Source organism: Shewanella sp. BC20, from assembly GCF_003129585.1.
GTDB classification, from domain to species: domain Bacteria; phylum Pseudomonadota; class Gammaproteobacteria; order Enterobacterales; family Shewanellaceae; genus Shewanella; species Shewanella seohaensis.
In genome coordinates this window covers 108,973-128,699 of record NZ_NHRI01000010.1, presented here as the reverse complement: position 1 = coordinate 128,699, position 19,727 = coordinate 108,973, and the positions used below count along the sequence as shown (strand labels likewise).

Below are 19,727 nucleotides of genomic sequence, written 5' to 3'. Positions count from 1 at the left end.
CAATCGCCTACTTATCGCCAGCCAGTAATTCGAGGGTGATATCTTCAAAGCGAAGTACGCGTCCACCGTATTCATGAGCAAAGGCCTCGGCAGCGGCTTTCGTGCTAAAAGGTGCAACTGCTGGTCCCATCACGGCTTTTTTACTGGTTCCATAAACATAAAACGCACTGGCGGCGTCGATAAAGGCACCGTCGTCTGGTTGATCCCAGTCGGTCGATGCGGCGTCATGCACCATCATGTAATCAATTTGTCTTTTGTTTTCAGGCTGTAGGGCAAAGTTAAACATATCGCGACTGGAGCAAAACTTAGGCACCATCTTCTCGGCCTTCAAATGCACTTGTCCCTTAGGCCCTGGGTATTTAGTGATCACCATGCCGCAAAGGTGGCAACGGTCATGCTCGTGGATCATCTCGGCTTTATGTTGATGATCCGTGGCTTCACTCTTGTTGCAACCCAATAACAAAGGAGCGAGTAGTAGCAAACTTAAGTACTTTTTCATCCTGTTATTCCTTCTAAAAAATATCAACACCTCGCCAAGGCACCTTGCAGGGACAGACCTCTTGTGACGAGGGTTGATACAAAAATGGTTCATCGCTTCAGGCCTTGGGCCTTAGCTTTGGGTTAAATTGCGTAGTTTTGACCCGCCAACAGAATGAAGAGTCGCAAACACATCATGCCTACTACCGCGCACATACCCGACATATAAAACGCTTTGGCCGAATGGCTAAAATGCTTACCCGTGGCGAAGTTAAGGAGCAGCGGCGCACCAAAACCGATACCGACCACACCAATCCAGAATACGCTTGCCCAGATCCCTTCTTGGAAGGCGGCAAAGGCAAACTGGCCTCCGGCATTGCCAGTTAACAACGCGGTGGCGATCATGAAAATAAACAGGGCTTCGGCGAACATAATCGGCCACTCGGCGCCATGCAGAATTTTCATCTCACCGCTGTGCAAAGGTTCTTTAAACAACCATACCGCCAGCATTTTGGCCGAAGCGCCGCCCGCTGAAAGCCCTGAGGCAATAAACAGCGCAGGCAATACCGAGGTGTTGATCAGCGGGAAGCGGATCAGGGCGGAGATTAAGAAGCCGGTGTAAGCACAGACGGATAACGCCAGTAATAACACCAGTGCTTCCATCGGGCGTCTAAAGCCCTTCAACTTAGTGATGATGGGGCCGAGGAACTGCAATTGTGGAATAGCCATCAGCTCTTTTTCGAGGGCGAGTAGCGCGACCACAGCCACTAACGGGATATACACCGACAGGGCAATCACACCAATCGACATCACAGAATTTAAGTTGTAGAACACCAAAATTCGCCAGAAGAATAATGGGTTAGTCAGGTCGAGCACCAGACACAACATCCCTAAACTGATAGTGACAAAGGACAGCAGAGTCGCCGCTTTTAAAAAGGCGGTATTTTCAACCTGACCTAAGTAAAACCGCAGCGCCAGCGCAATGGTTAGCGCCCCGCCGGAGATGCCGGCGAAGAACAAGTACACCGCAATTGGCCAAGGCCAAGCGACGCCTTGGGAGAGGCCTAGGGTAAATTCCATACTGGTATCCATATTTACACTCCCAGTTTGACGATTGGTATGTAACGTAAGCTCGGCTCAGTGCCAAACTGTGGCTTAATGCGCACTGAGTCTTTTACCGCTAAGAGTTTGCTTACGTAGGATTGAGGATCGTTGGCATCACCGAAGATCAGCGCATCGTATTTACAGCTCTGCACACAGGCGGGTAATTCGCCCTTGGCTAACTTGCTGTTCAAACAGAAATCGCAGTTATCGGCCACATCCGTATCGCTGTTGATGTAGCGGGCGTTGTAAGGACAAGCCCCAATACAGTATTTACAGCCGGCGCATTTGCTCGCATCCATAGTCACAATGCCCGTTTTCGCGTCGCGGTGCGCCGCGCCAGTCGGACAAACTGTGACACAGGGGGCGTTCTTGCATTGCTGGCAGGAAACCCGCACAAACTTACGTTCACAGTCACAGCTCATCTTGCCGCAATGTGGACAAGGCTGACCCTCGACACGGCCACTCTGCTGCTCGAGCAGTACTCGTGATTTACCCGCAGGTAAATGGTTGGCTTGATTACAGGCGGTTTTACAGTCGCCACAGCCGACACATTTGTTTTGGTCAAAGACCATGACGTAATGGGGCTTATGGGCGCCGTCAGACTCTTCTTTGACCGAACACCCGGCTAAAGGCGTTAACATCAAAGAGCACATGCCAGCGCTTTTAAGGAACCTCCGTCTCTCTATATTTTCACTCACAACATCCTCCATCTATCGGTTTTATACCGACGTTTTTATTTATATCGTTATCGTTCCAACATGCCTGAAAATGGCTAGCGACTTGATTAATATCCACTTTCATTCAATTTGCTTTGGGCCTTGCCGATGGCGTTTAACAGGGCCTCACGATTAATCTCTGCCCTTGGCTGCGCCAGTAATGCTTGCCAATGGTCTATCGACTCTTGGTAGCGCCCATGGAGATAGGCATCGTTGGCCTGTAGCATCCGCGTCTGCGGCTCGAAGGGCACGAGCGCCAAGATCTGTGCAATCAGTGCTTGGGTCTCTGCGGTCATTTGCCGGCCATCGCGGTAATAGAGGGCATTGGCCTTAGCGCCGAGCACCTCTGCATCCTCCCCCACCAAGGCAAGCAGTTTGTCTAGGGTCTGCACCGCATCGGCATATAAGCCTCCCGCGCTGTAAGCCTCGGCAAGCGCCTGTAATGCCAACGGGTTTTGCGGTTGTTCATCCACGATACGCAGGGCTTTGGTGATGTCGGCAGCCACTAAATAGTCAATGTTTTCATCGAGCTTGCCTGTGTTCCAATCCTGATAACGCCCCGTTTGGCTATAGATGGCGAGCGTGAGCAATAGCAGAAGCACACTGCACAGCACAGGCACGCCATGGGAGACTTGAGACTCTCCCACCAGCGTTTGCCGTTGGTTTAAACGTGCGTGCAGCCAGAAAATCCAAGCCACAAACCCGCTTAATAGGAGTGCTATGGTGAATCCTAAACTTGCCATGCCTTACCTCGACGCTCGCCTATCCAAGTTCATCACTCTCTGAACTTAAGCCAATACTTAGCCCTTAGTGGGCTGGCATCATGCCCATCATGCGGGCTTCTTTTTTCTCGCTGGGCTTTTCAATATTTTTCAGTTCGATTTCAAAAATTAAGGTGGATTGCGGTGGGATTTCACCGACAAACTCATTGCCATAGGCCAGCTCTGCCGGGATAACAAAACGGTATTTAGAGCCCATAGGCATGAGTCTTAAGCCCTCTTCCCAACCCGGGATCACTGTCATCAGGGCGAAACGTGTGGGTTCCTCACGGCCGACGGTATTTTCAAACTCGGTGCCATCGATAAGCTTGCCGACGTACTCGACAGTGACCACATCCTCTGGGCTGGGCTTATTGCCTGTACCTTGAGTTAACACTTCGTATTGCAGGCCTGACTCTGTAACGGTTACGCCTGATTTCTTCTTATTTTCAGCAAGATATGCTTCACCTGCCTTAGTGTTTTCCGCAGCGAGCTTCTCGGCGTTAGCCTTTCTCACTTGGTTTAACTCTTCGGCGCGTTGGTTAAGATAGGTCAGCACTTCTTCATCGGTTAATTGCTGCTGCTTTTTCAGCGCATCGACAAAGCCCTGTACCACTAAGTCCACATTCACTTCGGCGCCCAGTTCGACTTGGTTATAAATCTGGCCAGAAATGTAGTTACCCACAGAGGCGCCGATGCTGTAAGACGCTTTATCCGCATCGGTTTTAAGCGTTGGGGCAGCAAAGCTCGCCATAGAGACAAACAATGCAGCGCAGGTCGCCACTGTGAGGGTTTTTGGGATAAAAGAAGTTGGCATAGATATTTTCATTTTATGTTCTCTACAATTTAGCCCTTGGGCTTTAGTGCTTAAGCCGAAAACGTATGGGTAACCCCATAATCGATTAAAATATTTATATGATTACTATGGTTTTTCTGTTGTTCTGCCTGACATACGCCAGCCGAAAATGCCATCGGCCATGTGGCGCACACCTGTGTAACCTAGCTTCATGGTTTCCCGTGCGGCCATGTTGCTGGCGGTGCAAAGACGGTTAGCGCAATAGAACACCATCACAGCGTCTTTATTCTTTGGCAGTAGATCTCGCCAATTCTGCACATTGAAAAACACCGCTCCGGGGATAAAACCTTCCGCCCAGATTTCCAGCGTGTTTACATCGAAAAAATACACCCCGGGCTTGCCGACTAAGGTTTCGGCTTCCCGCATGGAAATCGGATTCAACTGAATTTCGTTATAGGGCGCCTCGGAGATCTCAGAGCCACCACCAGCCACAGCGGGTAAACTCATGCCACCTAGGCCCAGTACCAGTAAGCCGCCTAATAGGCTGTGTCGAATCGCTTTATTCATCATTTGGCCTCGTATAGCCCCCGACACTCGCGTGTCGGGGACAAGTTAGACTCGAGTCGAACTACATTTTCTGTGCGCTCAGGCCGTTACCATCAATAATGGCTTGGGCTTGAGTGACATAGGTCAAGGCAGCGTCGAGACGTTTCAGTGAGTAACGTGGACCATGGACACCCCATGAGCCGTCAGCCTTGATCAGGCGAACAACGTCTTGGGCTTTGTCGGTCAACATCAACACTTGAGTCTTGTCTTCCACCGACAGCTTGGTGACTTCTAACAGCTTGTCGATACGGGCAAGGGCTTGTTCTACTTGAGCAAAAGTATCTTTAACGGGTTTTTGCCACTTTTGAACTTCACCGTAGATTTCCAGCTGATCTTCGAAGTGCAGACCAACTTCTAGCTCGGATTGGAACTGGCTATGACAACCTTTGTTTTCAGTTACGTCGTGGTCTGAGGCAGATGTACGAGCACAAGTCCACATCAGGTCGAGGTAGTTGTAGCCGTTCTCGTCTTTCGCCACAGTCCAGCCCTTAGTGGTCGCATCGCGAGACTTGCCTTCTGGTGGGTTAAGGGTCTTACGCAGTGGGTCGACATCAATCTTCCACATGTGTGACTTACGCACGTTGTCGAAGCCCGCCATATCTGGGAATTGGATCGCCGTGAAGTTTTCACAACTTCCCATGTTTGGCATGTGACAGCTTTGACAGGTTTGGTTGCTGTGGGTGTTAGTGTTCTTGGCGATCTCGGCTTGAGCCGTGTGACAGTCAGTACACTCTTTGATGATTTTTGGCTTAGTCATACCCGTAGTCCAATCACCGTCGGTGACTTCGTGCGGATCGTGACAGGTTGAACAACGCATGCCTTTGTCATAGTGCGCTGAGGCAAACATTTGCGAACCTTCAGTACCACAGGATGGGCAAGAAGACTTCATCTTCACGTTGAAGGCATATTCCAGCTTCTCTTTACCCTGTGGCGTGTCAGCTAACTCTTCAACAAAGTTAAAGCGTTGGTGACAACGTTCACAGTTAGATGGCATGCCGCCACCGATACCACCGTCTAAGTGGCCGCCCGCGCCGTGGCACTCTTCACAGGTAATCCCTTTAGCGATAGTGTGCTTTTGCAGCTCTTTCGGGTTACCTAAAGCCGCGAAAAATTCATCTTTGGTTTGGAAGTCAAACTTAAAGGTGTGACACATTTCGCAATAGGAGCTAGCCGGTTGGAACAGGAATTCCTTCTCATACTTAGCGCCGTATGAACTCATACCCCATTGGTGTGAACCGCTGGTACCGAAGTCTTCCATTTTGACGGGGAAGCTTGGGATAGCTTTGTTGATTTTGGCTGCCATTTCAGGGGTTAACCACTCAGCCCAACCACGGGAGAACTGGTTACCACCAGCGACCATAGTCCCTGTGCCATCCTTCAACAGACCGTCTTTCACGTGGTAAGTACCGCGCACTAAGTAGGCGTCGATAAAGCCATATTTAGTCCGTGGCGTACCCACAGTCGCGTAGATGGCATCGGCGGTAATACCCGATGGCAGAATCGAGGTATCCTTAGTGCCATACATGGTTTTCTTCAGGTCGTTATCGACCTCAGGATGCTCCCCAGGGAAGCGAATCGTCTTAGAGTGGCGTGAACGTCTCCACTTCTCGTATTGCGGACCATGACACTCACCGCATTTTTCTGGGCCGACAAACTTGTTCGGGAAATCTAAAATCGATTTCGCCCCTAAACGGTATTGCAGTGCCTTAGGACGCTGGCCATCGTTATAAGAGCTGTAACGCACAGCGGTGCCATCTGTGGGATTCACTTCTTTACTGTGTTTGCTGTAAGCAACACTGTCACCACCGTGCAAATATTCTTCACCACGGTCACTGACTTTATAAGTGCCCTTTAATCGACCTTCAGCGTCGTATTTAAAAACTGGGTGATTTTCAAATAGAAAATCAAACAATTCTTGCTCTTGAACAATATAATCCTGCAGTGTTTTCACACCACGGGATTTCTCCATTAAATTTTCATCTACATGGGGATTAGCCAAAATATCTTGAGTATAGTGGGATTGTTGTTTATTACCCACTCCAGGTACCACCTTCCCCTCCGACTTAGCATCGGCAGCGACTGTGGTAGCACTTACGGCAGAACCTAAACAAAATAGCACGCTTAATGCTACTTTGGATTTCCATCGCTTCATCATTCACTCCTAATTTATCATTAGTTTTATATTTTCCACTGAACCTAACTGTTCACTGAACGACATAAACAATTGACCAGTGGCGGCATGATGAAGCAGCTAAACGCCTAAAAACCTGAGCTAGAGCACATTAAATTTTGATTCAAAAATCAATAGAAATAAAAAGAATCAAACACAACAAAACCAACAAGTTAATGTCAATTCATGGGAAATATTTTAGATATAAATCGTGGTTTTTGAGATCTAAAAAGACCTAAAAAATGGTTTTATTTTTCAAAAATCACCAAAGGGAAAAGTGACGATTTTAATGCCGAGACAGATCACATTCCTAGCCGAAAAACTCCGCTACCCTGCCAGTCAATCCAAAGCGGGTGAAATGCTCGAGATATTTAAAAGCACTCAAAATTAAAAATAAGATGCATCAAAAATAATCCAGCGAGAATTGACATAAAGCTCAAATTAAAATGCTCGAACATTATCAAGTTAAATTTCACCATTAATGAATAGCCAATAAATCAGATTAACCATGCAACACAGGAAATCACTATGATAAGTATGATCCCAGAAATAGGTCACCTATTGCTCATCATAAGTACTGTGTTGGCATTATTCTCCGCCACCATTCACTTTATTGGCATTCATCAACCACGGTTTTATTTAATCGAGTTTGGCAATAAATTATTTAATGCCATGTTTATAAGCTTATTTGGCGCACTCTTATGCCTTATTTATGGCTTTATTAGCGATGACTTTTCGGTTGCCTATGTGGCGAATCATTCCAACAGCCAACTCGCCCTCGGTTATAAAATTGCCGCAGTATGGGGCAGCCATGAAGGCTCTATGCTGTTTTGGGTGTTCGCCATCGCGTTATGGGGTGCCATCATCAATTGCCGCCAAGCGGGTATATTCGTCGACTTAGATAACGCCGATGTGCAGACGGATAAAGCCTACTTTGCCCGGCTATTGGCGATTCTCGCACTCGTTATCCTCGGCTTTAATCTGTTTTTACTCTTTACCTCCAATCCCTTTGCCCGATTACTGCCTAACATTCCGATTGAAGGGCGCGACCTCAATCCGATATTGCAGGACATTGGCCTCATACTGCACCCGCCTATGCTGTTTTTAGGCTATGTCGGGCTGACGGTATGTTTTGCCGCGGCGCTGTCATCCCTATTGGGTGGCGCATTAGTGCATCGTCACCTCGAATACTTGCGGCCTTGGGTATTACTGGCGTGGATTTTCCTGACGGGAGGCAATGCCTTTGGTTCTTGGTGGGCCTATAACGAATTGGGTTGGGGCGGTTGGTGGTTTTGGGATCCCGTTGAAAATGCTTCTTTTATTCCTTGGTTAGTCGCCACAGCGCTGGTGCATTCTTTAGTGCTGACCAGAAAGACCCAAGGCTTTGCCCTCACCACGCTATTTTTGTGCATCTTGGCATTTTCGCTGAGTTTACTCGGCAGCTTTTTGGTGCGTTCCGGCATAGTGCAATCTGTGCATGCCTTCGCGGCAGATCCCACCAGAGGCATGTCAATCCTATGTTTATTGGTGCTATTTGTCGGTGCGGCGCTGCTGATTTTTGCGCTCAAAGCCCAAGCCTTGAAGCATGAGGTCAGCCCTAGCCTATTGAGCAAAGAGACACTGTTACTGCTTGGCATCATAGTATTGGTGGTTGCAGCCTTTTCCGTTCTGCTGGGCACCTTTTATCCCCTGCTATACGAGTTGTTAGGCTTAGGCACTCTGTCGGTCGGCGCGCCTTATTTTAATGCGATTTTTGTCCCACTGACCTTTATCGCGGTGATGCTAATGGGCATAGCACCGTTAATTGCTTGGGGACGATCGCGCGGCAAGCCACTCAAGGTATTAGCCTTGCCCTCTGTCGCCATTGTGATTATCGCGGCGCTGATGAGTTATCAAACCCAAACCGATGGTGCTCTCTTCCTATTCCTTGGCTGCGCCAGCGCGTTGTTTTTGCTCTGCTGTCTTGGGGTGAGTGTAACAGTGATATCCAAAGCATTGACCCCACCTAAGCCCGCCATATCGACAACATCAAAGCGCGCCAGATTAGCCATGCTAGTCGGCCATTTTGGTGTGGCCGTCAGCATTATCGGCGCGACCTCGGTATCGTTTTTCGAGCAGGAAGCCTTGCTGCGTATGGGGCCAGGCCAAGGTAAACCACTTGCCAATTATGTGCTGGTGTACGAAAGCACAGAACCTGTAGAAACCTCAAGTTTTAGCGCGATTCAAGCCAATATCAGCATCCGCGCAGCCAAGCAGGATGATGTTGTACTGGGTTACCTGCATCCACAGCGACAAACCTTTCATAGCAATGGCATGGAAGTGTCCCATGCGGGCATAGACCACGGTTTTTGGCGGGATCTCTATGTCTCTATGGGGCTACAACTGAGCGACACCGAATACCTGATCCGCATTAGCTATAAGCCCTTGGCGACCTGGATTTGGCTGGGTGCTTTATTGATGATGCTTGCGGGCGCGATTGCCGCTTGGCCAATCAAACAAGGCCATAGAGTCGCACAAACAAAGGCGCTTAATGTAAGTCGCTCACCAAAGGAGACAATGACGTTATGAACCCACTGTTTCGCTCGCCTTATTTGAGCCTCTTATTTTGGTTGCTGTCGCTGAGTCTGTGCTTTGGCGGCGCCACGTTTCTCGCCACGGCGCAGGAGGCTCCCAACCTTGGCGCCTCCTATCAACAGCAAGCCATAGAGATCAGCAAAGTGCTGCGCTGCCCCATGGCGACTAATCAAACCCTATTTGAGTCGCAAGCACCGATTGCCCATGAGCTGAAAGGACAAATCTTTTCACTTTTGGAACAAGGCTATAAGCGTGATGAGATCCTCGATTTTATGGTGCAGCGCTATGGCGAAAAAATCCGATATCAGCCCGAATTTAAGCCAGCCACACTGGCACTCTGGCTCGGCCCGCTCGTGCTGTTAGCCGCTGGATTTGGCTTAGGATTTGCGCTGTTAAAGCGCAGGCCACAAGTCCCAAACGCATAGCCCCTAGAAGATAGCCCCTTTTACCCTATTGCTCAGTTTGAATAGAAGGATAACCCCATGAAATCTTACACCGCCAAGCTCGCTCTCCTTTGCACCGCATGGCTGCTGTGCTGCGCCGTTCAGGCCCATTCACTGCAAAACAAACTCTATGACACGGGTGAGCCCATCCCTAAACCCAGAGTCATGACTGGTTTTATCGAGATGCAGCATGCCCGCGGCGTGCCCGAAGTGCCTTTTATCGATGAAGCTGGGCAGACACACAGCTTAAAACAACACCAAGGCAAACTGACCTTAGTGAATCTGTGGGCGACTTGGTGCGTGCCCTGCTTACGGGAAATCCCTGAGCTGCAAAAACTCCAGCAACAATATGTCGATAAGAACATCGCCATAGTGCCCATCTCGATTGATGAAGAAGTAAAAGAGGTGCGACCTTTTCTTAATCAGCATGGCTTTAGCAACTACCGCACTTGGCTCGACCCAGACAAAAACATCGAGCAGATCATCCCTGCCAACGTTGTCCCTGCGACCTATGTGTTTGATGCTAAAGGCAACCTAGTCGGTTTTGTCCGTGGCTATCTCGATTGGACCGATAAAGAGGTTGCGCCCTATTTGGATAAGCTTATCGCCAAATATGCCCAGTAATTTCGCTCGGCACTCATTAGCACAGCACTGAAGGGCTAAGTGAGTTTTGACTTAGCCAATCCATGAAATCAAATCTCCGTTCGGTACCCCACCCTAAATCTTTGCCGAAGCCCGCTGCTCCCCGATTTGGCAGCGGGTATTTTTACCCCAAGGCGGACTCGCTTTGTATTCTGCGCCACCTTTCTTTAGAATTGCCGCTGTTATCCATGAATCGATTTTGCAAATCCATTCGTAAAACCCATTGATAAAATCTAAGGCTTCCCGATGAAACTCACTTGTTTAACTCAACCTATTTATGACCACTTGTACCGTGATATCAGTGAGTTTCGCAGCACCTTCGACCTCGCCGTCAACGATGCTAGCTCCTTGGATGAAAAGGCCGACACGCTACATACTTCACTGATTATTGAAGAATTAACCGAACTTGCCGAAGCCGATAGCCGTATCGAGCAGGCCGATGCCATTGTCGATTCTGTGTATGTATTAATGGGGCGTTTAGTGCATTTAGGCGCGGCCCAAATGAGTGACCGCCTAGAGATCAGCTACCTTATCGACTTGCTGCTGTGTGTGGCCAAAAACCGTGAAATCGACTTTATCGCCTGCTGGGATGAAGTGCATTCGAGCAACATGAGCAAAGTGTGCCGCAATGAGCAGGAACTAACAGAGACTATCGCCTTCTATGCCGAGCAAGGCGTTGAAATCGTTGGCAGCAAAAAGGGCGAGTTTATCATCGCCAAATGCGCTAAGGATGTGGAAATGGCCGGTAAAGTCGTGCGCCAAGGCAAGGTATTAAAGTCGGTGTACTATCGCCCTGCGGATTTAACTCAGTTAGTAAAAGCGTAAAACCGCAAGCCTAGGCTGCACAGCATGTAGAAACAGCATGCAGCCTAGGCCGCTTCCTTAGTCCGACGCGTCTTGCTCGGCCTCCTTGCGGTATTCCAAAATATCCCCCGGCTGACAGGCCAAGTATTCACAGATACTCGCCAAGGTATCGAAACGCACCCCTTTGACTTTGCCCCGTTTTAACAGTGACAAGTTAGCCTCGGTAATGCCCACCGCTTTGGCCAGCTCCTTAGAACTCACCTTTCGCACCGCCATCATGACGTCTAAATTAACGATAATATTCAAAATCAAACAAACTCTTGGTTTTCCGCCTCATAATCGCGGGCGGCTTTAAGCAAATACACGATAAGCAACATCAATAAAATCGTCGATATATTGCCAAAATCGAGCACCAGTTCGATACGACCTTCTTCAAAAAACGACTGATGATAGATACCTATCCCTAAGGTTTGCAGCATCTCGAACACTAAGGCCGCCACTTTTAACCACACTAGCCATAGGTAACATTTCATACTCTCGTCACTGAAAAACAGGCCGCGCTGATAGCAGGATAAAAGCCTTTGTAGCCAATAGACTCCTAATAAAAATGTGATAAATAAAGGGGTTAGCATTGCAAGCAACAACATTCTGTTGGCGCTTGCGAGGTGCCATAACTCGAGTAACTGGGTGTTACTGCTATTGAAGCGAATATCGTCGTAGGCCCAATAGCAATAAAACAGGTAGCCGACAATGGCCACCGCCGAAAAGAGCACCAGCCAGCGGCAAAACTCACTGATTTTTATTAATTTTTTAAAATTTTGATTCATCAACTCACCCAAACATCACCCTAGATAATTCTTAGCGAACGAGCACCAGTATAATCCTTCGACAAAAAATATTACAAAGAAATATAAATTTATTGTTTTACGATGATTAATTTTCGTATTAGCATGTTTTCAATTTCAACACACTCAGGTGACGACAATGCAAAAATTTCCATTCACGAGTCAGTTATGCAGTGCTGCCATTGCCGCCGCACTGCTACTGACGGGTTGCAGCACTGCTGATACCCAAAATGCACAACCTCAAGTTGCCGCGACGCAGCAAACCGAAGCGCCGTTAATTCCCATCGAAAACTTCTTTAACGAGCAGAGCATTCGCCATTTAAAAATGTCCGACGATGGCAAGTGGCTTGCCTTTGTGAAGGAGTATCAAGGGGCCAGCAATATCTTCCTGATGGCTGATAAGGCCGATCTTGCCAGCGCTACACCACTCACCACATCGGTAGAACCCATCCGCGCCTTCGAATGGTCCGCCAAGGGTAATGACTTATTCTTTATGAAGGACAAAGGCGGTAATGAGAACACCCAGATTTACAAGCTGAGCTTTGAAGAACACGCGGGCAAAATCACCGCTAAAGAGCAGCGCTTAACCCATAAGGACGATTTGCAATACAGCGTGCTCGAGCAGGTAAAAGACAATCCTGATTTGCTGGTTGTTCAAGCCAACCACGATGATTCGAGCCGTATGGATATTTATCTGCTCAATATCAACGATGGCAAGTTAACCCCAATCCTGAAGAACGAGCTGAGCTTTACTCAGGTGAAGTTTAATAAGCTGGGACAACCTGTGATTGCCAGCAGCAGTAATCTCGATAACACCAATGCCTTGTATGTGTTGATCGACGGCAACTGGCGCAAGATCATCCAAAGTGCCAAGGGCGAGAGCATCGATATTCTTAAAGTGAACGATGATAAGAAGCTCGCCTATATCAGCGCCAATATCGGCGATCGCGATAAGCAGGAATTGCTGAAAGTCGATCTGATGACGGGTAAATATGAGACGCTGCACAAGGATCCCGACAACGAGGCCGACGTATTTGGGGTACAGTTTAGCGATGCGGGCGAGCCCTTAGCGGTTGGTTACTATGGTGGACGTTTACGGGTTTATCCCTTAGATGCCGAGTTTGCTCGCCATTGGGATGTGATTAATCGTCATTTTAATCAAGATGTTGAAATCACAATTAGCGAGATGAACGAGAAAACCCATCTGTGGCAAATTCATGTCGCCAGCGACAGAGCCGCAGGCGCGGACTATCAATACAATGCCGCCACGGGGGATATCCATCTGTTAGTAGACATTCCGGCCAGTATTCCTGCGGATCAACTCTCGCCACGCCAATCGATTGTCTATACCGCGCGGGATGGGGTGAAAATCCAAGCCTATTTAACGCTACCTAAAGGAAAACAGACTCAGTTACCGACCATTATCCTGCCCCATGGCGGCCCTTGGGCACGGGATTTTTGGACACTCGACTCGGGTTATTTCCACGCGATTGCCCAATTTTATGCCAACCGTGGTTATGCGGTATTGCAACCTAACTTCCGCGCCTCGACGGGTTTCGGTAAGAAATTCTTAAACCTAGGCAACCGTAACTGGGGCATTGGCAGCATGCAGCACGATCTCACCGATGGTGCCAATTACTTAGTCGAACAAGGTATTGCCGATAAACAACGTTTAGGGATCTTCGGCGCCTCCTACGGTGGTTATGCGGCGCTGTCTGGCGCGACCTTTACGCCTGACTTGTACCATGCGGTGATCGCCTATGTGGGGCCATCGAGCCTAGTGACACTGATGAATTCCTTCCCCGACTACTGGCGCCCCTATTTAGGCCAATGGTTTGAGTCGGTTGGCGATCCGCAAATTGCCGAGCAGAAGCAAGATATGGAAAAACGCTCGCCAATTAACTATGTCGATAATATCAAGGCGCCATTGATGCTGATCCAAGGGGCGAACGATCCACGCGTCACCCAAATAGAATCGGACAATATCGCGAAGAAAATGTATCAAAAGTCTTTACCCGTTAAGTACATACTGGCAAAAGACGAAGGACATGGCTTTAGTAAACGTGCCAACAAACTGGCCTCGATTGTCGCCACCGAACAGTTTTTTGCTGAGCACTTAGGCGGGCGTGTCGACACCAATGTAAACCCTGAAATCCTAAAACACTTGGACGGTTTAAACGTCGATATCAGTAAACTCTAAACTTTTACCGCCTTTACCAAGGAAGGGAAAGGCGGCAAACTAGCCTAGCTTTTATACATACGCTCACCTTCAACTCTCAAGATAGAGAGTGCAGGATAACGAGCAAAAACCGCAATAATAAATAGATTTCATTTAGTTAGGGATAAAGAATGAATCCAGCAAAAGTGGTACGTGCCAAGGTCAAACAATTAACGGATTTACCCAATATTGGTAAAGCGAGCGCGGCGGATTTACGTCTGCTCGGCATAGAGACGCCAGTACAATTGCTAGGGCAAAATCCCTACCAAATGTATCGCACTCTGTGTGACAAAACCGGCCAAAGACACGATCCCTGCATGCTGGATGTGTTTCTGTCTATCACCCGCTTTATGGCCGGTGATGACCCTAAACCTTGGTGGTATTACACCGAAGAGCGCAAACAGACATACGGCCAGCTTTAATCTAGGAGCTTTGTCTCTTGGTATGCTGCTCTCAAAGCCTCTGGCGAATCCGATTCAGTTCTGGACTCATCCCTTAACCACTCGCGCCAAATGGCAATCAGCAACGCCATCAATACTGGGCCAACAAACAGGCCAACGAACCCCATGGTTTTCACCCCGCCAATCAACCCGAAGAAGGTCGGCAGGAAGGGTAATTTGATTGGCCCGCCCACCAGATTAGGTCTTAGGGTTTTATCGACAATAAACAGCTCGATACTGCCCCAGAGAAATAAGCCCACACCCGCCGTCATATCGCCGGTGCCGACTAAATACAATGAGATCAAAGTGAACATGGTTGGCGCGCCGCCGGGCACTAAGGCCATAAATGCGGTCAACACCCCAAAGGCCACGGCCGAAGGTACGCCAGCAATCCAGTAAGCAATCCCCAACACTATGCCCTCGCCGATGGCGATAAGCGTCATGCCGATAACGGTTGAACTCACAGTCGCAGGCACCACGCGGGAGAATCGATGCCAGCGGGCGGGAAGAATGCGCTCGCCAACTATATCGAGCTGTTTGGCGACCGACTCGCCATCTTTATATAAGAAAAACAAGGTGATCAGCATAAACAGCAGGGTCAACAACAGACCTAAGGTATTCCAACCCAGTTGCAGTACCCAGCGGGAAATACCACTCAGATTCTGACCGCTAATCGCGCTAACTATCTTGCCTAGCTCATGGGGTTCACCGATAAACTGCTGCCATTGCAGGGTGAGCCACTCGCCAATCCAAGGTAAATCCTTAATCCACAGCGGCACGGGGGCGCCATGCTGGTTAGCATACACTAGCCACTCCACCCAGGCTCTAATCTCTTGTAAAGCATAGGAAAATACAAAAATCAGCGGCGTGATAAGCCCAACAATAATCAAGACTAACGCGATGGTGGCAGACAGCGCCGAGCGACCACCGCATTTAACCATTAATTTTTGGTACAGCGGCCAACTGGAGAAGCAGACGATCAGAGCGGCCAAGGCGGGAACTAAAAAATCGATAAAAAAGAAAACACCAGCACACAGCAATAAAATCAATAGGGTGCGACCCACCGCAGCATTACTGATAATCTGTGCCATAGTCAAACTGCTCCTCGACTAAAAAGACTTTACAACCTACATAAAAATAGCGCCTATTTTCCCTGTGCAGACTAACTTAGATAAGCCTATAAATCATCTTATTATCCTAATACACTTTAGACAGCCTAAATATCAACTGCACATTAGTCTCACTACGATCTAGGGTCAATATTTCAGATGAACCATTGCACTCTCGATGCACATGCACGTAAAACTTCAAAGATAGAAAATAATTTAAATTTAACAAATAAAATCAAAGCTTTAACTTTATCAAGATGAATGCGGGAATTAAAGGCATAAAAGCAATAGGATCATGATTACCAAAAATCCAAAAAGTACTAAACCATGTTAGCGAAATCAAAAATAACACCCATTTTAGCCACTGACGCATTCTCATTAGCTCACCGAAAGCCATAAGCAAACCAGAAAAGAAAAAACAACTAACGCCAGATATTAGCAAATAGAAATGGCGTTCAGGAAAAGTCAAATCTGTCCAAACCGCATATCCGATATCAATATAAAAAGGTAACAGACCTAAACTTACCAGTAGAATAATCAATCTTTCTGCTTTTACGGCACTGTCATGTTGGGCATTTTTTGCTGCAAGTTTATCTAATGCATCCATCATAAATATCCTTTTTTTATAGTCATAGAATAGACATTTCAAACATTAACCCATCAAGCCTAAAGCCAATTGCCTTGTTAGTTCAGCGGCGGGAATCGCTTGGCAACCACTGGCATTCTGCCCACACCATAGCGGGCTAAAATCTCCAAATCCTTGTCGCTCCGCCGCCGCTCTTAAGCCTGCAACCGCCGAGGATGCCAAGGGAAAATCTGGCACAGCATCATTTATCGGTCCCATTTCGGCCATAAAGCGGTTCACTATGCCGCGGGCGGGTCGACCAGAAAATAAATTAGTCAGCGCCGTATGCTGCGCGGCGTCGCTTTGCAGCGCCTCACGATGAATGCTGCTGGTATTGCACTCGGGGCAGAGTAAATAAGCCGTCCCCACCTGCACCGCCGAAGCCCCCATTGCCATGGCGGCACGCACTGTGGTGGCATCGACTATCCCGCCAGCGGCGATTACCGGAATATCCACCGCCGCAATCACCTGCGGTAATAGACTAAAAGTGCCGAGCTGCTCGGTTAAATCCTCGGATAAAAAGTGTCCTCTGTGCCCACCCGCCTCCAAGCCCTGGGCAATAATCGCATCGGCGCCGCGGGCTTCGAGCCAGAGCGCCTCCTCGACTGTGGTCGCCGTGGAGATAACTTTTGAGCCCCAGGACTTGATTTCCAGCAGCAATTCTTCGTCAGGCAGACCAAAATGAAAACTCACCACCTCGGGCTTAAATTTGGCTAACACCTCAGCCTGCGCCTTGCTGTAGGGTGTGCGCTGGGCGCCAGCGGGCTGTGCATTTGGGTCGAGATTAAATTCCGCAAAATAGGGTACTAACTGTTCGAGCCAAGCCGCTTGCTTGGCCGCCTGCGGTAAAGGCTCACTATGGCAAAAGAAGTTCACATTGATAGGTTTAGTGGTATTGCTGCGGATTTCGGTTAACTCAGCCTCGAGCGCCTCGAGGGATAACATGGCACAGGGCAAGGAGCCCAATCCACCTGCCTGCGATACTTCAATCGCCAGTGCACTGCCCTGCACGCCCGCCATCGGCGCTTGAATAATTGGAAATTGGATCCCAAACAATTGTGTTAGTCGGCACGGCATACTTCACCTCCATTGAATAAATCCTGTAGCGACTCGCGCTTATCTTGCTTACAGCTAATGCGGCGATAAGCGACCGAGCCGAGTGCGAGTTGTTACAATCTACCAGAAAAATGCATCCCAATTACAGCATTTAACCAAGCAGCAAAACTTGGCAGTGTTAAGCAGATGATAAATTGTCATCATTTAATGGATATTTCAGCCTAATTAAAAACAAAAATAATATCGTCAAAATTGAAATTACATTTGTATCAAGATAAAAAACACTTACTGATAATTTATAAAAAATCCCGTGATACTCGCCGCATTCACCAATTAAAAAACTATTTAGGAATATTTAAATCACTTATGATTCGGCCCCATTTTTTGGAGGCTATATGCTATTAAAAAACTGTCTATTTTCGAAAAAAATAATCAACCAACTTATTATCTGTTTACTACTGATGTTTACCACGTCAGTTGCCTATGCAAAAAATGATGATAAGGACGATGAGATCACCTTAGGCCGCACCCTATTACTCGGAATTGGCGACCACCCAGCAATCATCCCACTTATCATTTGCCGCCAAGCCAAACACATTAGAATCAAAGCAGAAAGAGATGTGAGTATCGATCGTGTTGTAGTCACCTATGGGGATGATAAAACTCGTACCGTCCGCTTTGATACTGAGCTAGGAAAGGATGAGCACAGCGAATGGAAATCACTCGGTGCCCGTCGCTGCGTAAAAAAAATTGAAGTGTATGGTAATTCTGACCGCAGTAAAGCGGGCATTAAAGTATTAGGTCGTAAGTAAGACTTACCTATTTAATTATTCCATCTTTATTCAATTGTGGAATTGGGCATATATCAATGAATTTTCGTGCAATATTATTGTTATTACTCGGTATTAATTTGACCGCATGTGTGACTTTTCCAACCGAGGAGTCGGCACAGGTTAAAATATTATGGGAAAACTCTGTCGCTATTGAAAACTGTACCTATAAAGGCACTGTCATTGGTTCACAGGGACATTTCTATGACTATTGGTTACACAGTGATAGGGATATGGTGTGGGGTACACTCAACGAGTTACGCATCAAAGGCCATGCGCTCGGCGCCGATACGGTTTATCTCTATCAACCGCTTAAGTTTTTAGGCTCAGTGACCATGATGGGTAATGCTTACCAATGTGCAGAGACTCAAGCTTCTGAGGATAAAGCCTCTGAAACTCTAGATTCGACAAGTTTGCCGTCGCAGATAAATAGCGTTTCAAGTCAATAAGTTGAGCGTTGAGCAGACTTTCAATGAGTTTTGAGCGGCTATCAGGCGATACACCTGATAGCTCTCATACAAAGGAACGGAAAAACTCAGAACAGGTAATCGGCACCTAAGCTAACAAACAGGGCTAATCCCGCCCAGTTATTGTTAAGGAAGGCTTTAAAGCAAGGGGCTCTTTCGCGGTCAAAAATCAGCATCTGCTGGTAAGTGCTAAAACCAACAAAGGTAAGCAGTCCTAGACCATAAAGCAGACCACGGTCGGCACTCCAACCGGCAGCAATAAAACACAGCAGTGCAGCCAGTTGAAATAATCCAATGATTTGACGGTCGTATTGGCCAAAAAGAATGGCGGTTGATTTGATACCGACTTTTAAATCATCATCCCTATCGACCATGGCGTACATGGTGTCGTAGGCCACAGTCCAAAACCAATTGGCGGCAAATAACCACCAAGCTTCGATGGGCACTTCACCGGTTTGCGCCGCATAGGCCATGGGAATAGACCAACTCCAAACCACACCCAAAAACATCTGCGGCATGTTCGTCACCCGCTTAGTAAAGGGGTAGATAATGGTGAGGATAATACCGACAACAGAGAGCTTAACCACTAAGCCATTGAGCAGTAAGACCAAACCAAAAGCCGCTAAGCCTAAGATTACAAACAGTAATAGCGCTTCTTTGGTGCTGATTTCGCCACTGGCGAGGGGACGGGATTTAGTGCGTTCTACGTGGGAGTCGAGGTCGCGGTCGGCATAGTCGTTAATAATGCAGCCACAGGCACGCATGATCACTACACCGATAATAAAGATAATCAACACTTTGATATCGGGCATTCCACCCGCTGCGAGTACCAGCGCCATTAAACAGGGCCAGAGCAATAACAAGGTGCCGATAGGACGGTCGAGTCGAGTCAGGCGGGAATACACGTCCCACTTCTGCTTTAGATTCATTAACTAGCTACTCCCTAACCTAATTTTTTATCTCGGTTGCTAGGGTAAGCATCATATACCCTAGCCCCCTTTTAAGCGAATTTGCGCAGGCTTAAACTGTCACAAAATCATGACATTC

Annotated in this window: 21 protein-coding genes; 8 read left to right on the top strand and 13 right to left on the bottom strand. The window is 47.9% G+C overall.

From position 1 onward, the window contains the following. Positions 1-7: 7 nt before the first annotated feature. From CBX96_RS12050 to sirA, 7 genes are all read right to left on the bottom strand, one after another. Positions 8-499 carry a nitrous oxide reductase accessory protein NosL gene (locus tag CBX96_RS12050; protein ID WP_109286862.1) on the bottom strand — a complete coding sequence of 164 codons (492 nt, stop codon included), beginning with the start codon at positions 497-499 and terminating at the stop codon, positions 8-10. 122 nt (positions 500-621) lie between these two features. Continuing rightward, entirely contained in the window at positions 622-1,569 is a 948-nt protein-coding gene (gene nrfD, locus CBX96_RS12045; protein ID WP_011715701.1) for an NrfD/PsrC family molybdoenzyme membrane anchor subunit, read from the bottom strand. 2 nt (positions 1,570-1,571) lie between these two features. Then, positions 1,572-2,279 carry a 4Fe-4S dicluster domain-containing protein gene (locus CBX96_RS12040; RefSeq protein WP_109286861.1) on the bottom strand — a complete coding sequence of 236 codons (708 nt, stop codon included), beginning with the start codon at positions 2,277-2,279 and terminating at the stop codon, positions 1,572-1,574. Positions 2,280-2,365: 86 nt separating this feature from the next. Further along, positions 2,366-3,040, bottom strand: a complete 675-nt coding sequence (locus tag CBX96_RS12035; RefSeq protein WP_109286860.1) for a tetratricopeptide repeat protein — start codon at positions 3,038-3,040, stop codon at positions 2,366-2,368. A 64-nt stretch (positions 3,041-3,104) separates the two neighbouring features. Continuing rightward, positions 3,105-3,884, bottom strand: a complete 780-nt coding sequence (locus CBX96_RS12030; protein ID WP_109286859.1) for an FKBP-type peptidyl-prolyl cis-trans isomerase — start codon at positions 3,882-3,884, stop codon at positions 3,105-3,107. A 93-nt stretch (positions 3,885-3,977) separates the two neighbouring features. Beyond that, positions 3,978-4,421, bottom strand: coding sequence for a rhodanese-like domain-containing protein (locus tag CBX96_RS12025; protein ID WP_181382196.1), 444 nt, complete (start codon positions 4,419-4,421; stop codon positions 3,978-3,980). 58 nt (positions 4,422-4,479) lie between these two features. After that, entirely contained in the window at positions 4,480-6,609 is a 2,130-nt protein-coding gene (gene sirA, locus CBX96_RS12020) for a dissimilatory sulfite reductase SirA (protein WP_109286858.1), read from the bottom strand. A gap of 546 nt (positions 6,610-7,155) precedes the next feature. On the opposite strand from sirA, the gene CBX96_RS12015 reads away from it, so the two are divergent. The 4 genes from CBX96_RS12015 to CBX96_RS12000 all read left to right on the top strand — a co-directional run bounded on the left by CBX96_RS12015 (position 7,156) and on the right by CBX96_RS12000 (position 11,111). Beyond that, positions 7,156-9,195 (top strand): heme lyase CcmF/NrfE family subunit, encoded by a 2,040-nt coding sequence (locus CBX96_RS12015; RefSeq protein WP_109286857.1) that lies wholly within the window; start codon positions 7,156-7,158, stop codon positions 9,193-9,195. After that, positions 9,192-9,626, top strand: coding sequence for a cytochrome c-type biogenesis protein (locus CBX96_RS12010; protein ID WP_011621288.1), 435 nt, complete (start codon positions 9,192-9,194; stop codon positions 9,624-9,626). Before CBX96_RS12015 ends, CBX96_RS12010 begins: the two co-directional genes overlap by 4 nt. Before the next feature lie 57 nt (positions 9,627-9,683). After that, complete coding sequence (locus tag CBX96_RS12005) at positions 9,684-10,268, top strand: TlpA disulfide reductase family protein (RefSeq protein ID WP_109286856.1); 585 nt, start codon at positions 9,684-9,686, stop codon at positions 10,266-10,268. A gap of 264 nt (positions 10,269-10,532) precedes the next feature. Beyond that, positions 10,533-11,111: a nucleoside triphosphate pyrophosphohydrolase family protein gene (locus CBX96_RS12000; protein WP_086902998.1), complete on the top strand. Its 579-nt coding sequence runs from the start codon at positions 10,533-10,535 to the stop codon at positions 11,109-11,111. A gap of 57 nt (positions 11,112-11,168) precedes the next feature. Here CBX96_RS12000 and CBX96_RS11995 read toward each other — a convergent pair whose 3' ends face one another. Then, positions 11,169-11,396: a helix-turn-helix transcriptional regulator gene (locus CBX96_RS11995; protein ID WP_109286903.1), complete on the bottom strand. Its 228-nt coding sequence runs from the start codon at positions 11,394-11,396 to the stop codon at positions 11,169-11,171. Positions 11,397-11,398: 2 nt separating this feature from the next. Next, positions 11,399-11,917 carry a DUF2975 domain-containing protein gene (locus CBX96_RS11990; RefSeq protein ID WP_109286855.1) on the bottom strand — a complete coding sequence of 173 codons (519 nt, stop codon included), beginning with the start codon at positions 11,915-11,917 and terminating at the stop codon, positions 11,399-11,401. 157 nt (positions 11,918-12,074) lie between these two features. Here CBX96_RS11990 and CBX96_RS11985 point away from each other — a divergent pair, with 157 nt between their 5' ends. Both CBX96_RS11985 and CBX96_RS11980 read left to right on the top strand, forming a co-directional pair. Continuing rightward, complete coding sequence (locus CBX96_RS11985; RefSeq protein WP_109286854.1) at positions 12,075-14,135, top strand: prolyl oligopeptidase family serine peptidase; 2,061 nt, start codon at positions 12,075-12,077, stop codon at positions 14,133-14,135. A 149-nt stretch (positions 14,136-14,284) separates the two neighbouring features. After that, the gene (locus CBX96_RS11980; RefSeq protein ID WP_109286853.1) at positions 14,285-14,575 is read left to right on the top strand and encodes a helix-hairpin-helix domain-containing protein; all 291 of its coding nucleotides are present in this window, start codon (positions 14,285-14,287) and stop codon (positions 14,573-14,575) included. Here CBX96_RS11980 and CBX96_RS11975 read toward each other — a convergent pair. The 3 genes from CBX96_RS11975 to CBX96_RS11965 all read right to left on the bottom strand — a co-directional run bounded on the left by CBX96_RS11975 (position 14,572) and on the right by CBX96_RS11965 (position 17,404). Beyond that, positions 14,572-15,684 carry an AI-2E family transporter gene (locus CBX96_RS11975; RefSeq protein WP_109286852.1) on the bottom strand — a complete coding sequence of 371 codons (1,113 nt, stop codon included), beginning with the start codon at positions 15,682-15,684 and terminating at the stop codon, positions 14,572-14,574. The two genes, CBX96_RS11980 and CBX96_RS11975, sit on opposite strands and share 4 nt — an antisense overlap. A gap of 253 nt (positions 15,685-15,937) precedes the next feature. Then, complete coding sequence (locus tag CBX96_RS11970; protein ID WP_146194343.1) at positions 15,938-16,312, bottom strand: hypothetical protein; 375 nt, start codon at positions 16,310-16,312, stop codon at positions 15,938-15,940. A 42-nt stretch (positions 16,313-16,354) separates the two neighbouring features. Beyond that, positions 16,355-17,404, bottom strand: coding sequence for a nitronate monooxygenase family protein (locus tag CBX96_RS11965; RefSeq protein ID WP_109286850.1), 1,050 nt, complete (start codon positions 17,402-17,404; stop codon positions 16,355-16,357). Positions 17,405-17,778: 374 nt separating this feature from the next. Between CBX96_RS11965 and CBX96_RS11960 the strand changes: the two genes are divergently transcribed. Together CBX96_RS11960 and CBX96_RS11955 are read left to right on the top strand one after the other, a co-directional pair. Further along, on the top strand, positions 17,779-18,195 hold the full coding sequence (locus tag CBX96_RS11960) for a DUF2541 family protein (protein WP_109286849.1): 417 nt from the start codon (positions 17,779-17,781) through the stop codon (positions 18,193-18,195). Positions 18,196-18,251: 56 nt separating this feature from the next. Continuing rightward, positions 18,252-18,662: a DUF4156 domain-containing protein gene (locus CBX96_RS11955; RefSeq protein ID WP_109286848.1), complete on the top strand. Its 411-nt coding sequence runs from the start codon at positions 18,252-18,254 to the stop codon at positions 18,660-18,662. A gap of 86 nt (positions 18,663-18,748) precedes the next feature. Here CBX96_RS11955 and ubiA read toward each other — a convergent pair whose 3' ends face one another. Further along, positions 18,749-19,609 (bottom strand): 4-hydroxybenzoate octaprenyltransferase, encoded by an 861-nt coding sequence (ubiA, locus tag CBX96_RS11950; RefSeq protein WP_109286847.1) that lies wholly within the window; start codon positions 19,607-19,609, stop codon positions 18,749-18,751. Positions 19,610-19,727 lie beyond the last annotated feature (118 nt).

Bases quoted from the DNA above. Each gene is read 5' to 3' on its own strand.
- CBX96_RS12050 (WP_109286862.1), bottom strand. From the start codon at position 499: ATGAAAAAGTACTTAAGTTTGCTACTACTCGCTCCTTTGTTATTGGGT.
- nrfD (WP_011715701.1), bottom strand. From the start codon at position 1,569: ATGGATACCAGTATGGAATTTACCCTAGGCCTCTCCCAAGGCGTCGCT.
- CBX96_RS12035 (WP_109286860.1), bottom strand. From the start codon at position 3,040: ATGGCAAGTTTAGGATTCACCATAGCACTCCTATTAAGCGGGTTTGTG.
- CBX96_RS12030 (WP_109286859.1), bottom strand. From the start codon at position 3,884: ATGAAAATATCTATGCCAACTTCTTTTATCCCAAAAACCCTCACAGTG.
- CBX96_RS12025 (WP_181382196.1), bottom strand. From the start codon at position 4,421: ATGATGAATAAAGCGATTCGACACAGCCTATTAGGCGGCTTACTGGTA.
- sirA (WP_109286858.1), bottom strand. From the start codon at position 6,609: ATGAAGCGATGGAAATCCAAAGTAGCATTAAGCGTGCTATTTTGTTTA.
- CBX96_RS12015 (WP_109286857.1), top strand. From the start codon at position 7,156: ATGATAAGTATGATCCCAGAAATAGGTCACCTATTGCTCATCATAAGT.
- CBX96_RS12010 (WP_011621288.1), top strand. From the start codon at position 9,192: ATGAACCCACTGTTTCGCTCGCCTTATTTGAGCCTCTTATTTTGGTTG.
- CBX96_RS12005 (WP_109286856.1), top strand. From the start codon at position 9,684: ATGAAATCTTACACCGCCAAGCTCGCTCTCCTTTGCACCGCATGGCTG.
- CBX96_RS12000 (WP_086902998.1), top strand. From the start codon at position 10,533: ATGAAACTCACTTGTTTAACTCAACCTATTTATGACCACTTGTACCGT.
- CBX96_RS11990 (WP_109286855.1), bottom strand. From the start codon at position 11,917: ATGAATCAAAATTTTAAAAAATTAATAAAAATCAGTGAGTTTTGCCGC.
- CBX96_RS11985 (WP_109286854.1), top strand. From the start codon at position 12,075: ATGCAAAAATTTCCATTCACGAGTCAGTTATGCAGTGCTGCCATTGCC.
- CBX96_RS11980 (WP_109286853.1), top strand. From the start codon at position 14,285: ATGAATCCAGCAAAAGTGGTACGTGCCAAGGTCAAACAATTAACGGAT.
- CBX96_RS11975 (WP_109286852.1), bottom strand. From the start codon at position 15,684: ATGGCACAGATTATCAGTAATGCTGCGGTGGGTCGCACCCTATTGATT.
- CBX96_RS11970 (WP_146194343.1), bottom strand. From the start codon at position 16,312: ATGATGGATGCATTAGATAAACTTGCAGCAAAAAATGCCCAACATGAC.
- CBX96_RS11965 (WP_109286850.1), bottom strand. From the start codon at position 17,404: ATGCCGTGCCGACTAACACAATTGTTTGGGATCCAATTTCCAATTATT.
- CBX96_RS11960 (WP_109286849.1), top strand. From the start codon at position 17,779: ATGCTATTAAAAAACTGTCTATTTTCGAAAAAAATAATCAACCAACTT.
- CBX96_RS11955 (WP_109286848.1), top strand. From the start codon at position 18,252: ATGAATTTTCGTGCAATATTATTGTTATTACTCGGTATTAATTTGACC.
- ubiA (WP_109286847.1), bottom strand. From the start codon at position 19,609: ATGAATCTAAAGCAGAAGTGGGACGTGTATTCCCGCCTGACTCGACTC.